General features: G+C 72.3%; 19 protein-coding genes. 12 read left to right on the top strand and 7 right to left on the bottom strand.

The genetic code is table 11. From position 1 onward, the window contains the following. Positions 1–18 precede the first annotated feature (18 nt). Positions 19–3,486, top strand: coding sequence for an efflux RND transporter permease subunit (locus DEJ17_RS02830; RefSeq protein ID WP_110891974.1), 3,468 nt, complete (start codon positions 19–21; stop codon positions 3,484–3,486). Here the strand turns inward: DEJ17_RS02830 and DEJ17_RS02825 are convergent. Together DEJ17_RS02825 and DEJ17_RS02820 are read right to left on the bottom strand one after the other, a co-directional pair. Beyond that, the gene (locus DEJ17_RS02825) at positions 3,483–3,779 is read right to left on the bottom strand and encodes a hypothetical protein (protein WP_110891973.1); all 297 of its coding nucleotides are present in this window, start codon (positions 3,777–3,779) and stop codon (positions 3,483–3,485) included. The genes DEJ17_RS02830 and DEJ17_RS02825 overlap by 4 nt on opposite strands. A gap of 97 nt (positions 3,780–3,876) precedes the next feature. Further along, the gene (locus tag DEJ17_RS02820; RefSeq protein ID WP_146239589.1) at positions 3,877–4,893 is read right to left on the bottom strand and encodes an alpha/beta hydrolase; all 1,017 of its coding nucleotides are present in this window, start codon (positions 4,891–4,893) and stop codon (positions 3,877–3,879) included. 106 nt (positions 4,894–4,999) lie between these two features. Here DEJ17_RS02820 and DEJ17_RS02815 point away from each other — a divergent pair, with 106 nt between their 5' ends. After that, positions 5,000–5,854: a polyphosphate kinase 2 family protein gene (locus tag DEJ17_RS02815; protein ID WP_181421010.1), complete on the top strand. Its 855-nt coding sequence runs from the start codon at positions 5,000–5,002 to the stop codon at positions 5,852–5,854. Between the two features lie 270 nt (positions 5,855–6,124). Beyond that, positions 6,125–8,140, top strand: coding sequence for a DEAD/DEAH box helicase (locus DEJ17_RS02810; RefSeq protein ID WP_110891971.1), 2,016 nt, complete (start codon positions 6,125–6,127; stop codon positions 8,138–8,140). 185 nt (positions 8,141–8,325) lie between these two features. Here DEJ17_RS02810 and DEJ17_RS02805 read toward each other — a convergent pair whose 3' ends face one another. Both DEJ17_RS02805 and DEJ17_RS02800 read right to left on the bottom strand, forming a co-directional pair. Continuing rightward, positions 8,326–8,835, bottom strand: coding sequence for a DinB family protein (locus DEJ17_RS02805; RefSeq protein ID WP_110891970.1), 510 nt, complete (start codon positions 8,833–8,835; stop codon positions 8,326–8,328). Positions 8,836–8,871: 36 nt separating this feature from the next. Beyond that, a complete protein-coding gene (locus DEJ17_RS02800) occupies positions 8,872–9,450 on the bottom strand; it encodes a MarR family winged helix-turn-helix transcriptional regulator (RefSeq protein ID WP_110891969.1) in 579 nt (192 codons plus the stop codon). A gap of 208 nt (positions 9,451–9,658) precedes the next feature. Here DEJ17_RS02800 and DEJ17_RS02795 point away from each other — a divergent pair, with 208 nt between their 5' ends. The 4 genes from DEJ17_RS02795 (at position 9,659) to DEJ17_RS02780 (ending at position 15,760) form a co-directional block, all read left to right on the top strand. Further along, positions 9,659–10,258, top strand: coding sequence for a hypothetical protein (locus DEJ17_RS02795; protein ID WP_110858866.1), 600 nt, complete (start codon positions 9,659–9,661; stop codon positions 10,256–10,258). Positions 10,259–10,326: 68 nt separating this feature from the next. Further along, positions 10,327–11,526, top strand: a complete 1,200-nt coding sequence (locus DEJ17_RS02790) for a S24/S26 family peptidase (RefSeq protein WP_110891968.1) — start codon at positions 10,327–10,329, stop codon at positions 11,524–11,526. 62 nt (positions 11,527–11,588) lie between these two features. Beyond that, positions 11,589–12,752: an exonuclease SbcCD subunit D gene (locus tag DEJ17_RS02785; protein WP_110891967.1), complete on the top strand. Its 1,164-nt coding sequence runs from the start codon at positions 11,589–11,591 to the stop codon at positions 12,750–12,752. Further along, positions 12,752–15,760 (top strand): AAA family ATPase, encoded by a 3,009-nt coding sequence (locus DEJ17_RS02780; RefSeq protein WP_110891966.1) that lies wholly within the window; start codon positions 12,752–12,754, stop codon positions 15,758–15,760. The genes DEJ17_RS02785 and DEJ17_RS02780 overlap by 1 nt, the downstream gene beginning before the upstream one ends. 12 nt (positions 15,761–15,772) lie before the next feature. On the opposite strand, the gene DEJ17_RS17650 is transcribed toward DEJ17_RS02780, so the two are convergent. Both DEJ17_RS17650 and DEJ17_RS02775 read right to left on the bottom strand, forming a co-directional pair. Next, on the bottom strand, positions 15,773–15,949 hold the full coding sequence (locus DEJ17_RS17650) for a hypothetical protein (RefSeq protein ID WP_156463787.1): 177 nt from the start codon (positions 15,947–15,949) through the stop codon (positions 15,773–15,775). Next, positions 15,946–16,755, bottom strand: a complete 810-nt coding sequence (locus tag DEJ17_RS02775) for a class E sortase (RefSeq protein WP_258366630.1) — start codon at positions 16,753–16,755, stop codon at positions 15,946–15,948. Before DEJ17_RS02775 ends, DEJ17_RS17650 begins: the two co-directional genes overlap by 4 nt. Positions 16,756–16,849: 94 nt before the next feature. Here DEJ17_RS02775 and DEJ17_RS02770 point away from each other — a divergent pair, with 94 nt between their 5' ends. Next, positions 16,850–17,308 (top strand): GNAT family acetyltransferase, encoded by a 459-nt coding sequence (locus tag DEJ17_RS02770; RefSeq protein ID WP_110891965.1) that lies wholly within the window; start codon positions 16,850–16,852, stop codon positions 17,306–17,308. Positions 17,309–17,348: 40 nt separating this feature from the next. On the opposite strand, the gene DEJ17_RS02765 is transcribed toward DEJ17_RS02770, so the two are convergent. Then, positions 17,349–18,275, bottom strand: a complete 927-nt coding sequence (locus DEJ17_RS02765; protein WP_110891964.1) for an EamA family transporter — start codon at positions 18,273–18,275, stop codon at positions 17,349–17,351. Positions 18,276–18,311: 36 nt separating this feature from the next. Between DEJ17_RS02765 and DEJ17_RS02760 the strand changes: the two genes are divergently transcribed. The 4 genes from DEJ17_RS02760 (at position 18,312) to DEJ17_RS02740 (ending at position 22,649) form a co-directional block, all read left to right on the top strand. Then, a complete protein-coding gene (locus DEJ17_RS02760) occupies positions 18,312–19,460 on the top strand; it encodes a CPBP family intramembrane glutamic endopeptidase (protein WP_146239588.1) in 1,149 nt (382 codons plus the stop codon). A gap of 9 nt (positions 19,461–19,469) precedes the next feature. Next, the gene (recQ, locus tag DEJ17_RS02750; RefSeq protein WP_110891962.1) at positions 19,470–21,338 is read left to right on the top strand and encodes a DNA helicase RecQ; all 1,869 of its coding nucleotides are present in this window, start codon (positions 19,470–19,472) and stop codon (positions 21,336–21,338) included. 87 nt (positions 21,339–21,425) lie between these two features. Continuing rightward, entirely contained in the window at positions 21,426–22,172 is a 747-nt protein-coding gene (locus DEJ17_RS02745) for a 1-acyl-sn-glycerol-3-phosphate acyltransferase (RefSeq protein WP_110891961.1), read from the top strand. Between the two features lie 132 nt (positions 22,173–22,304). Further along, entirely contained in the window at positions 22,305–22,649 is a 345-nt protein-coding gene (locus DEJ17_RS02740; RefSeq protein ID WP_110891960.1) for a hypothetical protein, read from the top strand. Positions 22,650–22,860 lie beyond the last annotated feature (211 nt).

The raw sequence follows: 22,860 nt of genomic DNA, 5'->3' as shown, positions 1-22,860 counted from the left end.
CCTGCGAGGATCGATGTCGTGCACCTCCTCTCGGTCTTCAGCCTGCGCAACCGGGCCCTCATCGCGCTCGTCACGATCGTCGTCGCGGTCTTCGGCGGCATCGCGCTCTCGAGCCTCAAGCAGGAGCTGATCCCGAGCGTCGAGTTCCCGCAGGTCGCGATCGTCAGCGCCTACCCCGGGGCCACGCCCGAGGTCGTGTCGAACGACGTGTCGACCAAGATCGAGCAGGCGATCCAGGTCGTCCCCGACCTCGAGTCGACCAGCGCGACCTCGTCCACCGGACAGAGCGTGGTGTCGGCGTCGTTCCAGTACGGATCGAACCTGGCCAGCGCCGAGGACAAGATCCAGACCGCGGTGAACGCCCTGTCGCTGCCCGACTCGGTGCAGACGCAGATCGTCACCGGGTCCTTCGACGACCTGCCGGTGCTGCAGGTGGCGGTCTCGGCGTCCGGCAACCAGGAGCAGCTCGTCGACCGGCTGCAGGCCTCGGCGATCCCCGACCTCGAGAAGCTCGACGGCGTGCGGCAGGCGGACGTCTTCGGCAACCCGGGTCGTCGCGTCGTCATCACGCCCGACCAGGACGAGCTCGCCGCCCGCGGCCTCAGCCAGACGGCGATCTCGGACGCGCTCGACGACAACGGGACCCTGATCCCCGGCGGCACCATCACCGAGGACGGCTCGACCCTGTCGGTGCAGACGGGCGAGCGGATCGCCTCGCTCAAGGACATCCGTGCCCTGCCGCTGACGAGTTCGTCGGGTTCGGACGGATCCGGGGCGGGGGCCACTGGTGCCGACGGGACGACATCGTCCGCTGACGGCACGGCTGCGGGTGCCCCCGGTACCGGTACCGGGGCGACCGGTGCCGGTGCAACCGGGGCCGGCACGGGCGCGACCGGAACCGGGGCGGCCGGCACCGCTCCCGCCGGCGACGCCGCGACGGGCGGGTCCACGACCGTGGCCACGCCGACGGACACCACCCTGGGCGACGTCGCGAAGGTCGCCATCACCGAGTCGCCGCGCACCTCGATCAGCCGCGTGGACGGTCAGCAGGCCCTGACGATCTCGATCACGAAGACGCAGGAAGCCAACACCGTCGACGTCTCGACGACCGTGCGCGACGCCCTGCCGGGCATCGAGGACAAGATCGAGGGCGACCCCCGCTTCACCGTCGTCTTCGACCAGGCGCCCTACATCCAGCAGTCCATCGACTCCCTGGCCGAGGAAGGCCTGCTCGGGCTCGCCTTCGCGGTGATCGTCATCCTGGTCTTCCTGCTGTCGTGGCGCTCCACCCTCGTCACCGCGATCTCGATCCCGACGTCGGTGCTCCTCGCCGCGATCGGTATGCGCGCCGCCGGGTACACGCTCAACATCATCACGCTGGCCGCCCTCACGATCGCGATCGGCCGCGTGGTCGACGACTCGATCGTCGTCATCGAGAACATCAAGCGGCACATGCTGCCGGGCGTCGACCGCGGCCGTGCCGTGCGGGACGCCGTGCGCGAGGTCGCCGGTGCGGTCACCGCCTCGACGCTGACCACGGTCGCGGTGTTCCTGCCGGTCGCCTTCGTCGCCGAACTCGTGGGGGAGCTGTTCCGGCCGTTCGCCGTGACGGTCACCCTCGCGCTCGTCGCGTCGCTGTTCGTCTCGCTCACCATCGTCCCGGTGCTCGCGTACTGGTGGCTGCGCCCGCCGAAGGCGAAGCCGGGCGACGCCACCGCAGCAGCGGACACGGACACGGACACGGACACGGCCGCAGAAGCGGCAGCTGCACCGTCGGCGGTCGATGCCCACCACGATCGCTCCGAGGGTGCGCTCGCCTCCGCCGCGGACCTGCACGACGCCGGCACCGCCGACCGTCTGCGCCGCATCTACCTGCCGGTGCTCCGGTGGGTCGTCCGGAAGCCGGTCGTGGTCCTCCTGCTCGCCGTGATCGTGCTCGGCGGAACGGTCGCCACGCTGCCGTTCGTCACCACGAACTACCTCGGCGACTCGGGCCAGAACACGTTCACGGTCACGCAGGACCTGAAGGCCGGTTCCAGCCTCGCCGTCCAGTCCGAGTCCGCACGCAAGGTCGAGCGGGCGCTGCAGGACGTCGACGGCGTCCAGACCGTGCAGACCACCATCGGCACGAGTGGCCAGTCGATCCAGGCGGCGTTCGGCGGTGGCGGCAGCGCCTCGGTGCAGTACGCCGTCACGACCGACGCCGAAGCCGACCAGCCCACGATCCAGGCCGATGCCCGGAAGTCGATCGGGGCCATCGACGGCGTCGGCGAGGTCACCATCGCGTCCTCCGGTGGCGGGTTCGGCGGCAGCAGCGACATCGAGGTGGACGTCACCGCGCCGACCCAGTCGCAGCTCGAGACCGCGTCGCGCCAGGTGCTGAAGACCATGCGGTCGGTCCCGGACACCACGGGCGCCACGAGCAACCTGTCCGCCGCGGAGCCGTTCCTCGCCGTCCGGGTGGACCGCCAGGAGGCCGCGTCCCTCGGCCTCACCGAGACCCAGGTGGGTGGCCTCGTCGCGGCCGCGGTCTCACCGCGGGACACCGGCAGCATCGAGATCGACGACGCGACGCTCGACGTCTACATCGCCGACCCGGAGCCGCCGACCACCATCGCCGCGCTCCGTGCCCTCGACGTCCCGACGAGCACCGGCACCGTCCCGCTGTCCGACGTCGCCACGGTCGAGGAGTCCGAGGGCCCCACCACCGTCACCACGACGAACGCGGCCCGCACCGCCACGATCACCGTGACGCCGGACGCCACCAACCTCGGTGCGGCAGTGCAGTCCGTCACCACCGCCGTCGACGAGCTCGACCTGCCGAAGGGCGCGACCGCCTCGATCGGTGGTGTCGCCGCCAGCCAGTCGTCGGCGTTCTCGCAGCTCGGGCTCGCGGTGCTGGTCGCCGTGCTGATCGTCTACGTGATCATGGTCGCGACGTTCCGGAGCCTGCTCCAGCCGCTGCTGCTGCTCGTGTCGGTGCCGTTCGCGGCGACGGGCGCGATCCTGCTGCAGATCGGTTCGGGCGTCCCGATCGGTGTCGCATCGCTGATCGGTCTGCTCATGCTCGTCGGCATCGTCGTGACGAACGCGATCGTGCTCATCGACCTCGTGAACCAGTACCGACGGCGTGGGTTGCGGGTGCGCGAGGCGTTGATCGAGGGTGCCACACGACGCCTCCGTCCGATCCTGATGACGGCGATGGCGACGATCTTCGCGCTGCTGCCGATGGCGATCGGGCTGACCGGCAAGTCCGGCTTCATCTCGCAGCCGCTGGCACTCGTCGTGATCGGCGGCCTGGTGTCCTCGACGCTGCTGACGCTCGTGGTGCTGCCGGCCCTGTACTTCGTGGTCGAGCGGGCTCGCGAGCGCAACGACGACCGGATCGCTGCGGGGAAGACCCGCAAGCAGGCGCGCGCTGAACGACGCCAGGAACGCGCGGAACGACGGCGGCGACGAGCGGCGCGTTCCGGCAGCGCTGCCTAGCGGCGGTACTCGGCGTCGATCACGGCGAGGGGCGGGACGACGATGCGCTCGGCACGCTCCTCGCGCTCAACGGCCCGGAACCAGGACACCAGCACCAGGGTCAGCGTCACGAGGAACACCACGGCGGCACCCTGCGACACGACGGCCAGCTGCCCGGTGACCGAGGCGTACCCGCCGAACGACACCGCGGCGACGAACGACAGCCCGAGCAGCAGCTCCGCGGACGTCTGCAGCGCCGGGCGGTCCCAGCGGGTCGCAGCGGCGCGGGCAGGGCGGGTCGAGGTGTCGGTCACCCCCGAAGTCTGCGGCCAGGGGGTCGGCAGCGGCAGTCCCGACTCCGGGTGGCACCCACCCGGGGCACGTCGTCGGTCGCCTGACGCGGTCGGCCGATCAGCCCAGCTGCGTCCGCAGGAACGTGACCACCCGGCGGCTCATCGCCTCGTCGAGCTGGGCGATCGAGTGCGCCGTGCCCTCGACCGCCACGAACGTCACCGGGACGTCGTGGGACCGGAGCGTCGCGGCGAACTCCTGCGACTCCCACATCGGGATGAACTCGTCGGTGGAGTGCCCGATGAAGAACGGCGCGGTGTCCGAGGTGACGTGGAACTCCGGCGACGCCCGAGTGGCCGCCGGGCACCTGGCGTACGACCGGCACCCGAGGTAGAGCAGCTGCTTGCGCTGGAAGGACGCGGACACCCCGTCGGCCTCGGTGGACCGGGTGGTCAGGTTCGTCGGCCCGCTCAGGTCGACCACGGCACGGATCCGGTCGCCGTCGGCGTACGCGGCGGAGTCGTGGTCGGTGACGGCGAGCATCGCGGCGAGGTTGCCACCGGCGCTGCCGCCGAACACGCCCACGCGCTGGGAGTCGACGTCGTAGGTCTCGAGCGTCGCCGGGCGGAACACGTAGTCGAGCGCACGCCGGACGTCGTCGAGCCCGGCCGGGAACGGGTCCGTCGGCGCCAAGCGGTAGTCGACGTTGAAGGTCACGAAGCCCTCGGACGCCAGGTACTTGCACACGGACCGGTACGCAGCGGTCGCCTTGTCGCCGTGCGACCAGCTGCCGCCGTGGATCATCAGGACCGCCGGGCGTCCGGTGGTGGCCTCGACCGCCTCGGCGTCGGGGTCGGCGGTGGCCGAGGCGGACGGCGTCGCGGTGGGCGTCGCCGTCGTCGCGGGATCGCTGTCGGCGGGCAGGCACACGTCGAGGCGCTGCAGCGGGTCGGTGCCGTAGGGCACGTCGGCCACCACGTCGATGCCGTGGTACCGCAGCGACAGCGGGTAGATGATGCTGTCCGCGGTCACCGTGGCGTTCTCGTCACCGACCGGGTCCGTGCTGCAGGACGCCATCGCGCCGAGCGCCACGACCGCGGCGACGAGCGCGAGCACTGAGCGGCGGCCGGACTTCATCACGTCCACGCTAGCCGCACCGGCAGCCGCCCACGTCACCCGAGCGGAGGATGGCGGTGCGAGTATGAGCACGGCAGTCGCCGACCGGAGCACCGCAGGAGGACCCGTGAGCAGTCGCAAGGCCTGGAACGCCGATCCCGAACCACTGCTCCGCGTCGAACCCGGGTTCCGTCTCGACCAGGTGGACCCGGACGGCACCCCGGGCTTCCCCGGGCGCAAGATCGATGGTCTCGAAGCCCTCGCCGCCGGCGCCTCCCGTCTCGCCGCCCTGCAGGAGCGCCTGTACGCGGCATCGACGGCCGGCGACGAGCGCCGGGTGCTGCTCGTGCTCCAGGCGATGGACACCGCGGGCAAGGGTGGCATCGTCTCGCACGTCGTCGGCGCAGTCGACCCGAACGGCGTGCACTACGCCGGCTTCAAGGCCCCGACGGCCGAGGAACGCGAGCACGACTTCCTGTGGCGCATCGAGAAGCAGTTGCCCGCAGCCGGGCAGCTCGGCGTGTTCGACCGCTCACACTACGAGGACGTGCTCGCCCAGCGGGTCCGTGGGCTCGCCGAGCCGGACGAGATCGAACGCCGCTACGGCGCGATCACCGCCTTCGAGGACGGCCTCGCCGCCGCCGGCACGACCATCGTCAAGGTGATGCTGCACATCTCGAAGGACGAACAGCGCGAGCGCCTCGGCGATCGGCTGGACCGCCCCGACAAGCACTGGAAGTTCAACCCGGCCGACATCGACGACCGCCTGCTCTGGGACCGCTACCAGCAGGCGTACCAGATCGCCCTCGACCGCACGTCGACCCCGCAGGCGCCCTGGTACGTCGTTCCCGCGAACCGCAAGTGGTACGCGCGCCTCGCCGTGCAGCAGCTCCTGCTCCGGGCACTGGAGGACATGCACCTGTCCTGGCCGAAGGCGGACTTCGACGTCGCCGAGCAGCGTCGTCGCCTCGCGGAGTCCTGAGCGCGCGACCACCGGCCTGGAGGCCCGTCCCGCCCCCGTCGCGCATCGCGCGTCCGGCAGGGGGCTGGCATCACGGCGCGGGCTCGCGTAGACTCGCTCGGTCGGCCTTCGACGTCGTGACATTGTGATCACGGAAATTCTGCTGGGTGTGTGTTGCTCGAGGGCTGGAATCACGTCGACTCGCGACGGGATGAACCCCCTCTCCGCAAGCAGCCCCCGCCGATGTCGCTGTCGGGCGCTGCGGTACGTTGCGCACCCGAGAAAGCAGCCATGGCCCCGTACAACAAGGGCGGCGCGGACAACCGCGCCTCCGACCGCGTCCGCCACCCGAACGGCACCCCCGCCGCCCGCAGCAGCAAGCACCGCGGGTTCCGCGCCGCCGACTCCTCGCAGCCGCGCCAGAAGCAGCGCTGGGACGCCGAGGAGCGTCGCGGTCGCGCGTCGCAGGGCGAGCGTCCGGCCCGTCCGAACTGGGAGCCGCGCGACAGTGGCGGCCAGCGTCGCCCCGACCGCGACGACCGTGGTGGTCGCGGCTACAACCGCGACGATCGCGCCCCGCGTCGCTTCGATCGTGACGACCGTGCTCCGCGTCGCTTCGACCGTGACGACCGTGCGCCCCGTCGTGACAACGACGACCGCCCGCGTCGCTCGTTCGACCGTGACGACCGTGCACCGCGCAGCTTCAACCGTGACGACCGTGCGCCGCGTCGTGACAACGACGACCGTCCGCGTCGCTTCGACCGTGACGACCGTGCACCGCGCTCGTTCAACCGCGATGACCGTGCGCCCCGTCGTGACAACGACGACCGCCCCCGTCGTTCGTTCGACCGCGACGACCGTGCGCCCCGTCGTGACAACGACGACCGCCCCCGTCGTTCGTTCGACCGCGACGACCGTGCCCCGCGCAAGTTCGACCGTGACGACCGCGCCCCGCGCAAGTTCGACCGTGACGACCGCGCCCCGCGCAAGTTCGACCGCGACGACCGCACCGACCGCGCCCCGCGCCGCTCGTTCGACGAGCCCGAGCGCGGCAAGTTCGTGCCGGCCGACGACGTCAAGCTCGAGAAGCTCCAGGCCGAGGCCACCATCGCGGCCGACGTCGAGGGCGTGACCTTCGGCGACCTGGGCATCGGCGGCAACATCTCCCGCGCCCTGCAGGAGCTCGGCGCCTCGAGCCCGTTCCCGATCCAGGCGGCGACGATCCCCGACGTGCTCGCCGGCAAGGACGTCCTCGGCCGCGGCCGCACCGGCTCCGGCAAGACCATCGCCTTCGGTGCGCCGCTGGTCGAGAAGCTCATGGAGCACGGCGGCGGCACCAAGCGCAAGATGGGCCGCGCCCCGCGTGCGCTCATCCTCGCGCCGACCCGTGAGCTCGCCCTGCAGATCGACCGCACCGTGCAGCCCATCGCGCGTTCGGTCGGCCTGTTCACGACGCAGATCTACGGCGGCGTGCCCTACGGCCGTCAGGAGGGCGCGCTCGAGCGCGGCGTCGACATCATCGTCGGCACCCCCGGTCGTGTGCAGGACCTCATGAACAAGGGGAAGCTCGACCTCAGCGAGGTCATCATCTCCGTGCTCGACGAGGCCGACCACATGTGCGACCTCGGGTTCCTCGAGCCGGTGCAGGAGATCCTCTCCGCCACGGCCGAGGTCACCCCGCAGGGCAACCGCGCGCAGAAGCTGCTGTTCAGCGCGACGCTCGACACCCAGGTCGCGGCGCTCGTCGAGCAGTTCCTGCACGAGCCGAGCGTGCACGAGGTCGCGGGTGAGGACCAGGCGTCCTCGACCATCGACCACCGTGTCCTCGTCGTCGAGCAGCGCGAGAAGGACCGCCTCCTCGAGGAGCTCGTGGCCGGCGACGGCAAGACCATCGTCTTCGCCCGGACCCGCGCCTACGCCGAGCGTCTGGCCGACCAGTTCGAGGACGCCGGCATCCGCGCGACCTCGCTCCACGGTGACCTGAACCAGTCGCGCCGCACGCGCAACCTGCAGCTGCTCACGAGCGGCCGCGTCAACGTGCTCGTCGCCACCGACGTCGCCGCCCGCGGCATCCACGTCGACGACGTCTCGCTCGTCGTGCAGGCGGACGCACCGGACGACTACAAGGCGTACATGCACCGCTCCGGCCGCACTGGTCGTGCGGGCAAGGAGGGCACGGTCGTGACCATCGTCCCGCGCGGCCGCATCCGCAAGATCGAGGGCATCCTCGAGCGCGCCGAGATCGAGGCGGACCTGGTGCAGGCCGCACCCGGTGACGGCATCGTGTCGGAGCTCGCCGCGCGCTAGTCGCGACCACACGACGGACGGGAGGTGGGCCCCACCCGCCGGTACCGGCGTGACGCGCCAGCGGCACGACGGCCGTGACGGGAGGGGCCCACCTCCCGTCCGTCACATGGTGAGCACCAATGGTCGGGTCGCGACGTCGGACCCGACCATTCCTGCTCACGAAGCGGCCGCACGGCCGCGCGCGCTCAGCGGTTGAAGAACAGCAGCCCGCGCACGAAGCCGGCCTGCCCGGCGTGCTGCGTGCAGTCGTCCAGGATGCTCACGAGTCGCGCGCCGGCCGTCACGGGCGGGTCCCACGCGTCGTCGACGACGGGGTCGAGGTCGTCCGGGCCGAGCGTGCCGAGGTACGCGACCGTCCGCTCGTGCACCGCGCGCAGGTACCCGGTGAGCAGCTCGGCAGAGGCCCGCACCCGACCGACGTCGTCGCGGGACATGCCGTAGCCCAGCGCCTCGGCCGGGAACGGCAGCCCGAACCGGTCGTACCAGCCGTCCGCCGTCCAGACCTGCTCGGAGCCGGCGAGCTCGGCGACCTGCACGTCCTGGCCGCGGGCGATGTGCCACGCGAGCCACGCCAACGTGTTCGCCCCGGCGGCCGGTCGTGCCGCGAGCTGGTCTTCGGAGAGTCCGTCGACGGCCCGCTCGACCGTCTCGGGGACGCGGGAGAACGCTTCGGTGAGGAGTTCAGAGGGGGTCATGGGGCTCACGCTACGCGCGGGCCACGACACCCGCTGTCACACGGCGGCGCTGCGGTGGTGGCGCTCCAGGGCGGCACCGAGCCCCTCGAACGCGGCGGCGACCACGGCGCAGTCGGACGGTGCGACGACCTGCCGGAACGCGTCGGAGTAGACGGCGCCGACCTCGCGGGCGACCGCCGTGCCCGACGGCGTGAGGTGCAGCAGCACGCTCCGTCGGTCCTCGGGGTTCGGGCGACGCTCCAGGTGTCCGTGCTTCTCGAGCCGGTCGATCAGCGACGTCATCGCGCCGGTGGTGAGTTCGAGGTACTCACCGGCCTGCTTCGGGGTCACGCCGTGGCCGTCGGCGGCGCTGAGGAAGAACACGAACCGGGTGTCCGTGGCGTTCAGCCCGCGGATCGAGCTCTCGTGGTGCAGGACACGCGCGTGCTGCATCTGGAGCACCCGGAAGGCGGTGAGCAGTCGCGGCAGGTCGGCATCGGGGTCCGTGTCGGCGGTGACGGGGTCGATCGCCGTGACGACGGGCGACATCGGTGCCGGCGGCGTGGTGGGGGCGACGCGCGCCGCGGGGACGGCGGGTGCGTGCGGGGGGAGGACGACCGGGTCGGTGTCCGTCATGGGAGCTCTTCTCGGGTACAGGGTGGGAACCTCAGTCAACAAGTAACTCACTCGTCAAGACACCCCCATCAGTGGGGACATCTCAGGTCTTGTGAGCTGCTCGAGGGCCAAGTAGCTTGATCGTCGTACCACCTCGGCACGTAGCGCGACCAACCACCGCGGGCCCGGCCGAACCACCGATCAGATCTCTTCCTCACGGAGTCCAACCATGTCTCGTGTCACGCCTCGTGCTGCCCGCCTCGCCGCCTGGATCGCCATCCCCGCCGCCCTCGTCGCCTCGGGGGTCGTCGTCTCGACGGCCTCGTACGCGGCCTTCTCGTCGACCACCGTCAACCCGACGAACAACTGGACCGCCGGCAGTGTCGCCCTGTCCGACGACGACAACAACACCGCGCTGTTCACGGCGAACAACCTGAAGCCCGGCTCGACCGGCGCGAACTGCATCGCGGTGACCTCGACCGGTTCGCTGCCCTCGGCCGTGAAGCTCTACGGCACGAACGTCTCGACCACGAAGGACCTGGCGGCGAACGTCAACCTGACCATCGAGCAGGGCACCGGCGGCGGCTTCGGCTCCTGCTCCGGCTTCACCCCGGCCGCCACCGGTGGCTCGCTCTACAGCGGCACCGTCGCGGGCTTCGGCGCCGCTTCGACCAACTACGCGACCGGCGTCGGCACCTGGGCCCCGACCGGCACCGCGTCCGAGACGCGCGTCTACCGCGTCACCTACACGGTCTCGAGCACCGCCCCGAACACCGTGCAGGGCGGCACCGCAGCCCTCGGCTTCACCTGGGAGGCCCAGAACAGCTGAGCCGGGCCCGGGGCCGAACCAGCCCCGTTCGTTCCCTCCCCGCAACGCGCCCCCGGTCGAAGGCAGTCATGAGCAGCATCGCAGTGCACGGTGGTCCCGCACCGCACGCAGCGGTCCGTGACGCCGTCGACTGGGGGCGCGTCGTCGTCGCCACCCTCGCCCGGGGCGTGGTCGCGACGCTGCTCGGGCTCGCGCTCTGGGCGGCCGCGCCGGCGCTCATCGGCTGGCAGCCGACCACCGTGATGACCGGTTCGATGGAGCCGCGGATCGTCCCCGGTGACGTGGTCGTCTCGCGTCCGGTCGGGTCGGGCGAGATCGCGACGGGCAAGGTCCTGCTCGCCGACGACCCGGACCAGCCGGACCACCTGCGCATGCACCGGTACGTCGAGGACGGCCCCGGCGGCACCATGGTCACGAAGGGCGACGCCAACCCCCAGCAGGACTCCACACCGATCGAGCGCTCCGCCGTGCACGGCGTCGCCTTCCTGCGCATCCCCTTCATAGGCACACCGATCCGGTGGATCAGTGCGGGGGAGTGGGGCCTGGTCGCGATGCTCGCGCTCGGCCTGACCGCGGTGCTCGCGCTGTGCACGATCGACGGGTCGCTCCGGCGGCTCGTGGAGGCCGACGACGACACCGACGGTGCGGCCGGTGGTGCGGACGACGCGGCTGGTCCGGACGACGCCGCCGGTCCGGCAGACGGTGCCGACGACGGCCTGGAGGCGCGGGACGGCACCACCACGGGCCTCCCGGCCGCTGCGTCCACCGTCCTCACCCGTCGCGCCCTGCGCCGACGAGCCCGTCGCGTGCGGCGGCTGCGCCGCGTCGGCGGGGGCGCAGCGGTGCTCGTGCTCGCGGCGGCCGCCGGCGTCCTGCTGCCCGGAGCGGCGGACGCGGCCCCGTGGTCACGGACCACCGTCGCACCGACCGCGAACCTCACGGCGGGCACGGCGACCGGTGTCCCCACCCTGACCTGCGCCCCGGCCGGGTCGAACACGGTGACGATCGCCTGGACCTACGACGACGGCGCGGCCGTGCCGGTGTCGTTCGACCTGATGAACGGGACGACGCAGGTGGCCAGCACGACCACCGCCGGTGCCCGTTCGATGGTCTACGGGGGCGCCGGCCTCCTGAACCTCGGCACGACGTACACGCTGCACCTCCGCACGAACCTCGGGGGCAGCTGGACCGCTCTGAGCACACCGACGGTCAGGGTCCGGGTCGTCTCGGTGCTGGGCCTGGCGTCCGCGAGCTGCGTGACTGCCTGAGCCCTCCACAGGGCACCGCGAGGTGACCCGTGGATGTCCCCGGCCGGCGTTACCGTGGCCGCATGCGCATCCTGCACTCCGGCGACTGGCACCTCGGCCGCACACTGCTGGGTGCCGACCTGCTCGAGCACCAGGCCGCGTTCACCGACTGGCTCGTCGACCTCGCCCGCGACCGCGCGGTCGACCTCGTCGTCATCGCCGGCGACGTCTACGACCGCGCGATCCCGCCGGTGGACGCCGTCCGCATGCTCTCCCGCGTGCTGGAGCGCCTCGCCGAGACCACCACGGTGGTGCTCACCCCGGGCAACCACGACTCGGCCGCGCGGCTCGGCTTCGGGGCCGGGGTGATGGGACAGCGCGTGCGCATCCTCGCCGAGCCCGCACACGTGGCCGATCCGGTGCTCGTGACCGACGACGACGGCCCGGTGGCGGTGTACGGCATCCCGTACCTGCACCCCGACCTGACGCGGTACGCCTTGGCGGCGGTCCCCGACGAACCCCTCGCCCGCTCGCACCACGCCGTCGTGCACGCCGCCACCGAACGGATCCGCGCCGACCTGGCGACGCGGGCAGACACCCGCAGCGTCGTCGTCGCGCACGCCTTCGTCGGGGGCGCCGACCCGAGTGACAGCGAGCAGGACATCCGCGTCGGCGGGGTCGACCGCGTGGCCGAATCGGTGTTCGACGGGTTCGACTACGTCGCCCTCGGGCACCTGCACGGCCCACAGCGCGTCGGCGACGACGACCGGATCCGGTACGCCGGGTCGCCGCTGGCGTTCTCGTTCGGCGAGCGGCACCAGCGGAAGTCCGTGACCATCGCCGAGCTCGACGCGGGCGGTGCCGTCACCGTCGAGCTCGTACCGACGCCGGTGCCGCGGCGGCTCGTCGACGTCCGGGGCAGCATCGACGCCATCGAGTCCGGGGACTTCCGGGCCGATGCCGATGCCTGGGTCCGTGTCGCGGTGACCGACACCGTGCACCCGGAACGCATGTACGCCCGCGTGAAGGACCACTTCCCGCACGCCCTGGCGATCACGCACGAACCGGCGGACCGGCCGGCCGCCACCGCCGCGCGGGCCGTCACCGCGACGTCCGACCCGGTCGAGGTCGCCGGCGACTTCGTGGCCTTCGCCACCGGCGGGCTGCCCGACGACGACGAACGGGCGGTGCTGACCGAGGCGTACGAGGCCGCGGCACTCGCCCTGCAGCGTGAGGGGGACCGCTGATGTACCTGCACCGACTCGAACTCCGCGCAATCGGGCCGTACCCCGACCTCGTGACGATCGACTTCGCGGCCCTCGCCGCGTCCGGGGTCTTCCTGCTCGAGGGGCCGACCGGCTCCGGCAAGTCCACGATCATCGACGCCGTCGTGTTCGCCCTGTACGGCGGACTCGCCGGCTCCGACGCCAGCTCCGACCGGCTGCACAGCCAGCACGCCGACCCCGCGGTCGAGCCGTTCGTCGAGCTCGTGTTCGAGACCGGTGCGGGCACCTACCGGGTCCGGCGCACCCCGCAGTACGACCGCCCGAAGCAGCGGGGAACCGGCACGGTGAAGCAGCAGGCGTCCGCGCAGCTGTTCCGGCTCGCCGCGCCCACCGACGTCGCCGGCGAACCGATGTCGTCCCGCATCCCCGAGGTCGGGGTCGAGATCGCCCGGATCGTCGGACTCGACCGCGCGCAGTTCCTGCAGACCGTGGTGCTGCCGCAGGGCGAGTTCGCACGGTTCCTCCGCTCCCCGGGGGAAGACCGCCGGAAGCTCCTGCAGTCACTGTTCGGCACCCAGGTCTACGACCGCACCGCCGACGAGCTCGCCGCTCGCCGCCGAGCCGTGCAGGCCGAGGTCGAGGGGGCCGACGACCGCGTCCGCGACGCCCTGGCCCGGTTCGCGCAGGCGGCCGACCTCGCCGAGGCCGACGAGTCCGTCGTCCCCGGCACGGTGGCGTCCCTCCGTGCGACGGCCGATGCCACCGGGGCGGCCCGGACGGCTGCGGCTGCCGCTGCGACGGCGGCGACCGAACACGAACGATCGGTGACGGCCCGTGCGGCCGCCCTCGAGCGACGAGCGGCGCTGCTGCGGCGGCAGGCGGTCCTCGACGACGATGCCCCGGCGATCGAGCAGGCACGGGCCGCGGTCGCGATGGCCGAGCGCGCCGCCCGGGTCGCCGCGGTGGCCGACGGCCTCGACGCCGCAACCGTCCGGGCGGACGACACCGCCGCGGCAGCCGCCCGACTGCGCGATCAGCACGCGCTCGGCGCCGTCGACGTACAGGAGGTCGCCCGGCGCCGCGACAGCCTGACCGACGCGCTGTCGGACGTCCGGCACCTCGTCGCGGTCGAGGCCGGTGCTGCCGCCAGGCGCTCCGTGATCGACGAGGCCACCGCGACCGCATCGCGGCTCACCGACGACCTCGCCGCCCTCGACACCGCGCTCGAAGCCAGGCCGACGGAACGAGCCCGGATCGTCGAGGCCGCGCGGACCGCCTCGACGACTGCTGCCGACGCCGACGCCGCCGCGCACGAGGTCGCCCGGGTGCAGTCGCTCCGCGCCGACCTCGCCGCCCGCGACCGCGCCGAGCAGCGCGTCGCCGATGCCGAACGCATCGTGGCCGATGCCCGGCGCCGGGCCACCGAGGCGCTCGACGCCGAACGCTCCCTGCGCGAGCGGCGGATCGCCGGGCTCGCCGGAGAGCTCGGCGCCGCGCTGACCCCCGGCGACCCCTGCCCGGTCTGCGGATCGATGGCGCACCCGTCGGTGGCCGCGCCGCAGGACGACCACCCGACCATCCAGGCGGTGGAGTCAGCGGGTGACGCCACGCGTCTGGCCGACCAGCAGCTCGCCGACGCCGCGGCCGACCTGGCCGTCGAGCGCGCCGAGCACCTCCGACTGACCGACGTCGTCGGCGCCGTCGACAGCGTCGCCCTCGACGCCATGGCGGTGGCTGCCGACGAGCGGGTCCGAGCGGCGCACGACGCAGCGGCGCTGGTGCTCGAGCACGAGCGCGAGCGGACGGCGCACGACACCGCGACCCGGGCGCTCGAGCGTGAGCGGAACGACCTCGACGCCCGGCGCACGGTGCTCGCGTCGACTGCGGCCTCCGATGCCGAGCGGCTCGAGACCGACCTGCGATCCGTGCACGAGGCGATCGGCCGGCTCGCAGCACTGCTCGACAGCGACAGCGACAGCGACAGCGACAACGGCAGCTCGCCTGTGTCACTCCGGGCCGTGGTCGACGAGCTCGACGGACGGCTGACGGTGCTCCGCGCCGTCGCCGATGCCGACGACCGCGCATCCGCCGCTGTCCGAGCCCGCGACGAGCGCAGCGCCGAGGTCGCCCGGGTCCTCGATCAGCAGGGGTTCCCCGACGTCGACGCCGCACGAGCCGGCCTGCTCGACCCCGACACCGTCGCACGCTTCCGCAGCAGCATCAGCGCAGCCGAGGCCGAACGCGCCGTCGTGCGGGCAGGGCTCGACGACCCCGCGGTGGTGCAGGCCGCTGACGACGATCCGGAGCAGCTCGACGTGCCGGCGGCCCAGGCCGAACGAGTCCGTGCGACGGCCGAGCTCGACGAGGCCACCCGGGTCGCCGTCACCGCTGCCCACCGTGCCGAGGCCGTCGAGCAGTGTGCGACCGAGGTCGACCGCACCGTCCGTGCGCGACAGGAGACCTCGGCCCGCAGCCGCGCGGTCGTCCGGCTCGCCGACGTCGCGAACGGTGTGGCATCGGTGAACCCGAGCGGCATCACGCTCGGCACCTACGTGCTCATGCGGCGCTTCGAGGACGTCGTGGCAGCGGCGAACGACCGCTTGCGCGGCATGCTCGCCGGTCGGTTCACCCTCGAGACCTCCGACGAACGGGAATCCGGGTCACGCTCGCGACGGACGGGGCTCGCCCTCGCCGTGCACGACCACACGACCGACACCGTCCGCGATCCCCGTAGCCTGTCCGGCGGCGAGACGTTCACCGTGTCGCTGTGCCTGGCGCTCGGGCTGGCCGACGTCGTGCAGGCCGAGGCCGGCGGGGTCTCGCTCGGCACCCTGTTCGTCGACGAGGGGTTCGGCACGCTCGACCCCGAGACCCTCGACGACGTCATCGGGCAGTTGTCGCGACTGACCGCGGGCGGGCGACAGGTCGGGATCGTCAGTCACGTCGAGGAACTCAAGCAGCGGATCCCGGAGCGGATCGCCGTGCGACGCACCCCGGCCGGCGGGTCGCAGGTGACGACCACGGTCTGAGCAGAGCAGACGCTACGGGGTCGGCGTCGACTCCACCGTCCCGTCCGGCGGCGGCAGGATGTCCGCAGCGATCCACGGGAACACCCACTGGAACAGCACGAACACGATGGCGACGAGGAGCACGAGCAGCTCGAGCACCTTCAGGGCGGTGGGGCCGGGCAGCAGCCGCCAGACCAGGGGGAAGATCACTTGGCGGTCTCCGAGAGTTCCTTCGGGGTGCCCTCGGACGCGGGCATCCAGTAGTCGAGCTTCGCGTGCGTCACGAACCGCTCCGCCGCCGACCACATCGGGTGGCAGGCGGTCAGCGTGAGCCAGCGGTCCTGGGGGGTCGGTTCCACGCCCGGCTTGTTCGGCACCGGCGCGATCGTCTCGATCTTGTCGGGCGTGACGATCTGGCTGTCGGTGACCTTGTAGACGTACCAGACGTCGAACTTCGTCTTCGCGTCGGTGACCCGGACCACGACCGAGTCGCCCTTCTTGAGCTCCGCGATCTGGTTGAGGGGCTTGCCGTAGGTGACCCGGTGTCCGGCGACGGCGAAGTTGCCGGGTGCGCCGGGCATCGCGGTGTCCTGGTAGTGGCCGAGCCCGATGGTGTTCAGGACCTGCTCACGGTCCGTGCCCTCGCCGATCGGTCGGTTGTAGTCCTTGCCGAACCGGGGGATCTCCATCGTGCCGAACACGTCCGACAACCCCGGCGGTTCGTCCAGCACGGGTGCGGTGCCGCGGTGCTCGGTGCCCTCGACCTTGGGGGTCTTGACCTGGTCGAGGCCCTGCACGAGCTTCGTCTGCTCGTTCACGGCGACCACGTCGGTCCACCATGCCGTCCACACGACGTACAACCCGGTGCCGGCGCCCGCGATGATGAGCAACTCGGCGATGAGCGACACGATCGCACCGCCGACCGTCTGCCGTCTGCGGGGGGAACGCCGGGACCGCGAACCGGCTTCGTCGTCCCGTGCGCTGCGGCGCGACGGGAGGGTGTCGTGTGCGGTCACGGGGCTCCTGATCGGCTGGGTGGTCGGACAGGTCTATCAGATCACGACGACAGGCCGGTGACGACGTTCTCCCCACCCCCGTTAACGTGGGGTCATGGAGTACCGGATCCGTCCCTTCCGCACCGAGGACACCGACGCGGTCGTCGCCCTGTGGGAATCGTGCGGGCTCGTCCGACCCTGGAACGACCCCCGACGTGACATCGCCCGCAAGCTGACCGTCCAGCCCGAGCTCTTCCTGGTCGCCGAGCCGGACGGCACCGACGGCGATGACACAGACACCGCCGACACCGACGTGGTCGCCGCGGGCATGGCCGGCTTCGACGGGCACCGCGGCTGGGTGAACTACCTCGCCGTGCGCCCGGACCTGCAGGGTTCCGGCCTCGGTCGCACCCTGATGGCCGAGTTCGAGCGGCTCCTGACCGACCTCGGCTGCCCGAAGCTCAACCTGCAGGTGCGTGCGGGCAACGAGCAGGTGCTCGGGTTCTACGCGTCCCTCGGCTACACCGACGACCGCACGGTCTCGCTCGGCAAGCGCCTCATCCCCGACGCCTGACCGCTCCCGCGCCCGCTCCCGCCCGCCCGGCCCCCGCGCGCTACGCCAGCGCCAGCGCCACCGACGCGACGAACGCCAGCACGATGCCGATCCACTGCTGCGCGGTCAACCGTTCCCGGAGCACCACCCCGGCCAGCACCACCGTGCCGATCGGGTAGAGCGCGTTGAGCACACTCACGACGGGCAGGGTCGCCGGGTCGTCGCTGCTGTGCAGCCCTGCCTGGATGAAGACGTTCGCCATGGCGTCGAAGACGCCGCACACGGCCACGGTGACCAGCAGCCGAGGACCCCATCCGCGACCGGACCGACGCCCGGACGCCGCGGCAGCCCCGTCGGGGCGGGCCGTCGTCGTCGGGGCGTGCACCGGGCCTCCCGTCCGGAGCACGACGACGATCGCCGCCGCACCCAGCAGCACCGCCTGCAGCACCCGCGCGACCACGAGGGGTGCGACGCCCGAGTCCGACGGCGTCATGTCGTAGGCGAGCACGATCCCACCGAAGCCGCAGCCGGCGACGGCGGCGGCGGCCACGCCTCGGGCGGTCAGCCGTGCGCCCGAGGCGTCCCGGACCACCGCGACCAGGACCACCGCGACGACCGCGACCACGAGCGCCCCGGTGGCCACCGGCGACAGCACCGTGCCGCGGAACACGGCGACGAGCACCGGCACGACGGCAGCGAAGACGGCGGTGACGGGGGAGAGCACGCTCATCGGTCCGATCGCGAGTGCCGCGTAGAGCAGCAGCACCCCGACGCCGCCCGAGAGCCCCGCGACCGCACCCCAGACCGCGGCCGGCCACGAGAACACGCCACCGAGGACCACCAGGCCGACCAGCAACGGGACGATCCCGATCGCGGCCGCCACCGCGGCGACGACGACCGGTCGGACCCGGCGCGACGCGAGTCCGCCCAGGAAGTCGGCGAACCCGTAGACGATCGCGCCGGACAGGCCGAACAGGACGGTGAGCACGGCTCCCATCCTGCCCCGCGCGGTAGCCTGCGGTGCGTGAGTGTTCCCTACCAGCGCCTGCCCCGGATCGACGCGCGCTGGAGGTGGTGGCGGCCGCTCGTGGCGCTCGCGTTCCTGGCGGGGTGGTACCTCGTGTCGCAGATCGTCATCGCGGTCGCGTACTTCGTGCCGATCCTCCGCGCGCAGGGCGCCGACGGCCTGATCCAACTGCAGAACGACCTGGCGAGCGGGGCACTCGACCCCACCGACCCGGTCGTGCTCTCGATGTCGCTGGTGTCGCTCGTGGTCCTGCTGCCGGGGATCCTGCTCGCCGTCAAGATCGCGCGGATCGGACCGGCCGGGATCCTCTCGTCGACGCGGTTCCGGGTCCGGTGGGCCTGGACGGCGTGGTGCCTGCTGCCGACGCTCGTCATCGCCGCGGTCATGTTCGTCGTCCAGACCGGCCTGTTCTGGGACGGCGGGATGATCACGACCGACGGCGGCTTCGCCTGGAACCACGACGCGATCGGCCAGTCGACGGTGTCCCTCGGCACCCTCACCCTGACGATCGCCCTCGTCGTCCTGCTCGTCCCGTTCCAGGGCGCGGCCGAGGAGTACATCTTCCGCGGTTTCCTGATGCAGACCGTCGCGTCGTGGATCCCGCGTCGCGTGGGCACGATCATCGCGGTGGCGATCTCGACGGTCGTGTTCGCGGTGCTGCACATCCCGAACGGCTACAACGTCTGGGGCATCCTCGACGTCGGGTCGTTCGGCCTGATCGCGGCGATCATCGTCCTCCGGACCGGTGGGCTGGAGGCCACTGTCCTGCAGCACGCCTTCAACAACATCATGATCTTCGTGCTGCAGGCGCCGGGCTGGTCGGGGATCGACCTGACCTCGTCGGACGCCAACGGCACACCCGGCGGCTGGCTGGTCACGCTCGGCACGTCGCTCGCGTTCTGGGCCATGGTCGAGTTCCTGGCGTGGTGGCGGGGGCTGGACCGCCGGTTCGCCGGGCACGAGGCGCCCCGGTTCCGCGGTGTGACCCCGGCCTGGGCGGGCGGCACCCGTTGGCTCCGGCCTGGAGGCACGGGCTGGGCGACCACGCCGGCCCGCGCCGACGACGTGGCCGGCTCCGACCACCGCGCCGGCTCCGGCACGGACGGTGCTGTGGACAGTGCGGTGGGTGTCGCCGGTCGCCCGTAGGCTCGTGGCATGAGCACCACGCCCGCGCCCGCTGCCGTGTCTGCTCCCGCCGCCGTGTCCGCACCCCGCGCCGCTGCGCTCGACGTGCTGCACCGCGTGTGGGGCTACGACGCCTTCCGCGGTGAGCAGGCGGCCATCATCGACCGGGTGGTGGCCGGTGGCGACGCCCTCGTGCTCATGCCGACCGGTGGCGGCAAGTCCCTGTGCTACCAGGTGCCCTCGCTCGTCCGCGACGGCGTCGGGGTCGTGGTGTCGCCGCTCATCGCCCTCATGCAGGACCAGGTCGACGCCCTGGCCGCGAACGGTGTGCGCGCCGCGTTCCTCAACTCCACGCAGGGCCCCGACGAACGGTCCCGGGTCGAGCGTGCCGTGGTGCAGGGCGAGGTCGACATGCTCTACCTCGCGCCCGAGCGGCTCCGGCTCGAGTCCACCCGTGCGCTCCTCGACCGGGCGCGCGTCTCGCTGTTCGCCATCGACGAGGCACACTGCGTCGCCCAGTGGGGTCACGACTTCCGCCCGGACTACCTCGAGCTGAGCGTCCTGCACGAGCGGTGGCCGACGGTGCCGCGCATCGCCCTGACCGCCACCGCGACGCCGCAGACCCACCGCGAGATCTCCGCACGGCTCGGCCTCGACGACGCCGCGCACTTCGTCGCCGACTTCGACCGGCCGAACATCCAGTACCGCATCGAGCCGAAGACCGGCGCACTGCAGCAGCTGCTCACCTTCATCCGCACGGAGCACAGCGGCGACGCCGGCATCGTGTACTGCCTGTCCCGCAACTCCGTCGAGCGCACCGCGACCGCACTGGCCGAGCAGGGCATCAACGCCCTGCCGTACCACGCGGGCCTCGACGCCCGGGTGCGTGCTCGCAACCAGTCGACGTTCCTGCGCGAGGACGGCGTCGTGATGGTGGCGACGATCGCGTTCGGCATGGGCATCGACAAGCCCGACGTCCGGTTCGTGGCGCACCTCGACCTGCCGAAGTCGGTCGAGGGCTACTACCAGGAGACCGGCCGTGCGGGTCGTGACGGGCTGCCGGCCACCGCGTGGCTCGCGTACGGCCTGAACGACGTCGTGCAGCAGCGGCGGATGATCGACCAGTCCGAGGGCGACGCCGCGCACCGTCGGCAGCTCAGCGCCCACCTCGACGCCATGCTCAGCCTGTGCGAGACGATCGAGTGCCGCCGGGTGCGGCTGCTCGCGTACTTCGGGCAGGAGAGCACGGCGTGCGGCAACTGCGACACGTGCATCGCGCCGCCGGAGTCGTGGGACGGCACCGTCCCCGCGCAGAAGCTGCTGTCCACCGTCGTGCGGCTCGAGCGTGAGCGTCGCCAGCGGTACGGCGTCTCGCACCTCGTCGACATCCTGATCGGCAAGCGGTCGCCCCGCGTGCAGGAACTCCAGCACGACACCCTGGCGACCTTCGGCATCGGCGCCGACCTGTCCGAGGGCGAGTGGCGCGCGGTCGCACGACAGGTGCTGGCCCAGGGCTACGCGGCGGTGTCGGGCGACGGCTTCGGCACGGTCGTCCTCAGTCCCACGAGCGCCGAGGTCCTGACGGGCAAGGTGCAGGTGCGGATGCGTCGCGACCCGGTCAAGGCGCCGCGGGCCGGACGCAGCAGTCGACGGACCGTCGTCACCGACATGCCGCAGGAAGCCGTCGGCCTGTTCGAGGCCTTGCGAGCCTGGCGTGCTGCCGAGGCCCGCGAGCAGGGCGTCCCCGCGTACGTGGTCTTCAACGATGCGACGCTCCGGGGCATCTCGGCCGTCCGTCCCGCCGACGTCGACCAGCTCGGCGAGATCTCCGGCGTCGGCGCAGCGAAGCTCGAGCGGTACGGGCGCGCGGTCCTCGACGTCGTCGCCGCGGCCGACTGACGCCCTGCCGCCACTGCATGCCGTTCCGGGCATGTGCTCTCCGCGCGCCTCATTACACTCGGTAGCTCGTCACCACGAGGAGGTCCGGTGTCCGGTTCGACGAAGTTCGCCACCGTCCTCAGTCGCGCGGTGGTGACCCCGCTCGCCCGGTTGCTGTGGCGCCCGCGGATCATCGGTCGTCGGAACGTCCCGAAGCGCGGCCCGGTGATCCTCGCGAGCAACCACCGCTCCTTCATCGACTCGCCCGCGATCACGCTCATGGCGCCGCGCAAGGTGTCGTTCCTGGCGAAGCAGGAGTACTTCACGGGCTCGGGTCTCAAGGGAGCCGTCTCGCGGGCGTTCTTCGGTGGCATCGGCGCCATCGGGGTCGAGCGTGGCGCGGGTGCGGCGGCCCAGCAGGCCCTCGACCTCGGGCTGGCACGCCTGCAGGAGGGCGAGGCGTTCGCGATCTACCCGGAGGGCACGCGCTCGCTCGACGGCCGGATCTACAAGGGCCGCACGGGTGTGGCATGGCTGGCGCTGACGAGCGGCGCCCCCGTGGTGCCCGTCGCGCTCACCGGCACCGAGGACGTGCAGCCGGTCGGGTCCCGGCTGCCGAAGCTCGCCCGGGTGACGATCGAGTTCGGGCAACCGATCGACCTGTCGTCCTACGGCGACGCGTCGTCCGGTCGTGCTCGGCGCCACGCGACCGATGCGGTGATGGCGGCGATCCAGGAGCTCAGCGGCCAGGAGTCGGCGAACGCCTACAACAACCCGCCCGCGACGATCGTGGAACGGGTCCGTCGTGCGTTGCAGCCGGACGACCCCACCGCGGCCGCCGTCGATCCCGACTGATCGCAGCCGTCCGGTCACTATTGCACATCTGAAATATCGATGGTTGAATGGTGGTCGTGCCGCTCGGCACCCCACCATCGCCGGTCGCCCGAGAACGACCAGCCACGAGATCCAGATCGGACCGTCCGCAGCATGTCCTCCACCCCGCTCTTCGACTCCATCGCCCAGCGTCGCGATCAGGCAGACGTCCCCCACTCCACTCCGTCGCCGGCGCTCGCCGTCGTGACCCCGGCGCCGACCTCGCCGATCTCCGCGCCCGTCCGTCCGGGGGACTCCACGCTGGTGCCCGCCGCCCTCGTCGCCGCGATCGACGAGATCCCGGTGCGGGTGGCATCGGCTCTGGTGACCGAGGTCACGATCCGTCCCGAGCACCTCGTCCTGGTCGAGACCGTCGCCGACGCGATCACCCGCGCGGTCGTCGACGCCGTCGTGTGCGAGTTGGACCGGATCGCCCGTGACGGCGTCGTCCGCGTCTGACCGGTCCGGTCACCGCACGATGACGACCCTCGACGACGGTCTGCCCCGGCGCCCGCGCGGTGCCGCGCGTTGCGCCGCCGACCGACCGACCGAGCCCCCGCTGCGCCGTGCCAGGCACGCTGCACAGCCCGGGCCCCTCCGAGCCGCCGGGGTGGCGGTGCCCCCTCCCGCCACCCCGGCTTCCACCCGAACCACCCGAACCACCCGAACC

The organism is Curtobacterium sp. MCSS17_011 (assembly GCF_003224275.1).
In the GTDB taxonomy this organism is placed as follows: domain Bacteria; phylum Actinomycetota; class Actinomycetes; order Actinomycetales; family Microbacteriaceae; genus Curtobacterium.
This window is presented reverse-complemented; position numbering and strand designations above follow the sequence as displayed.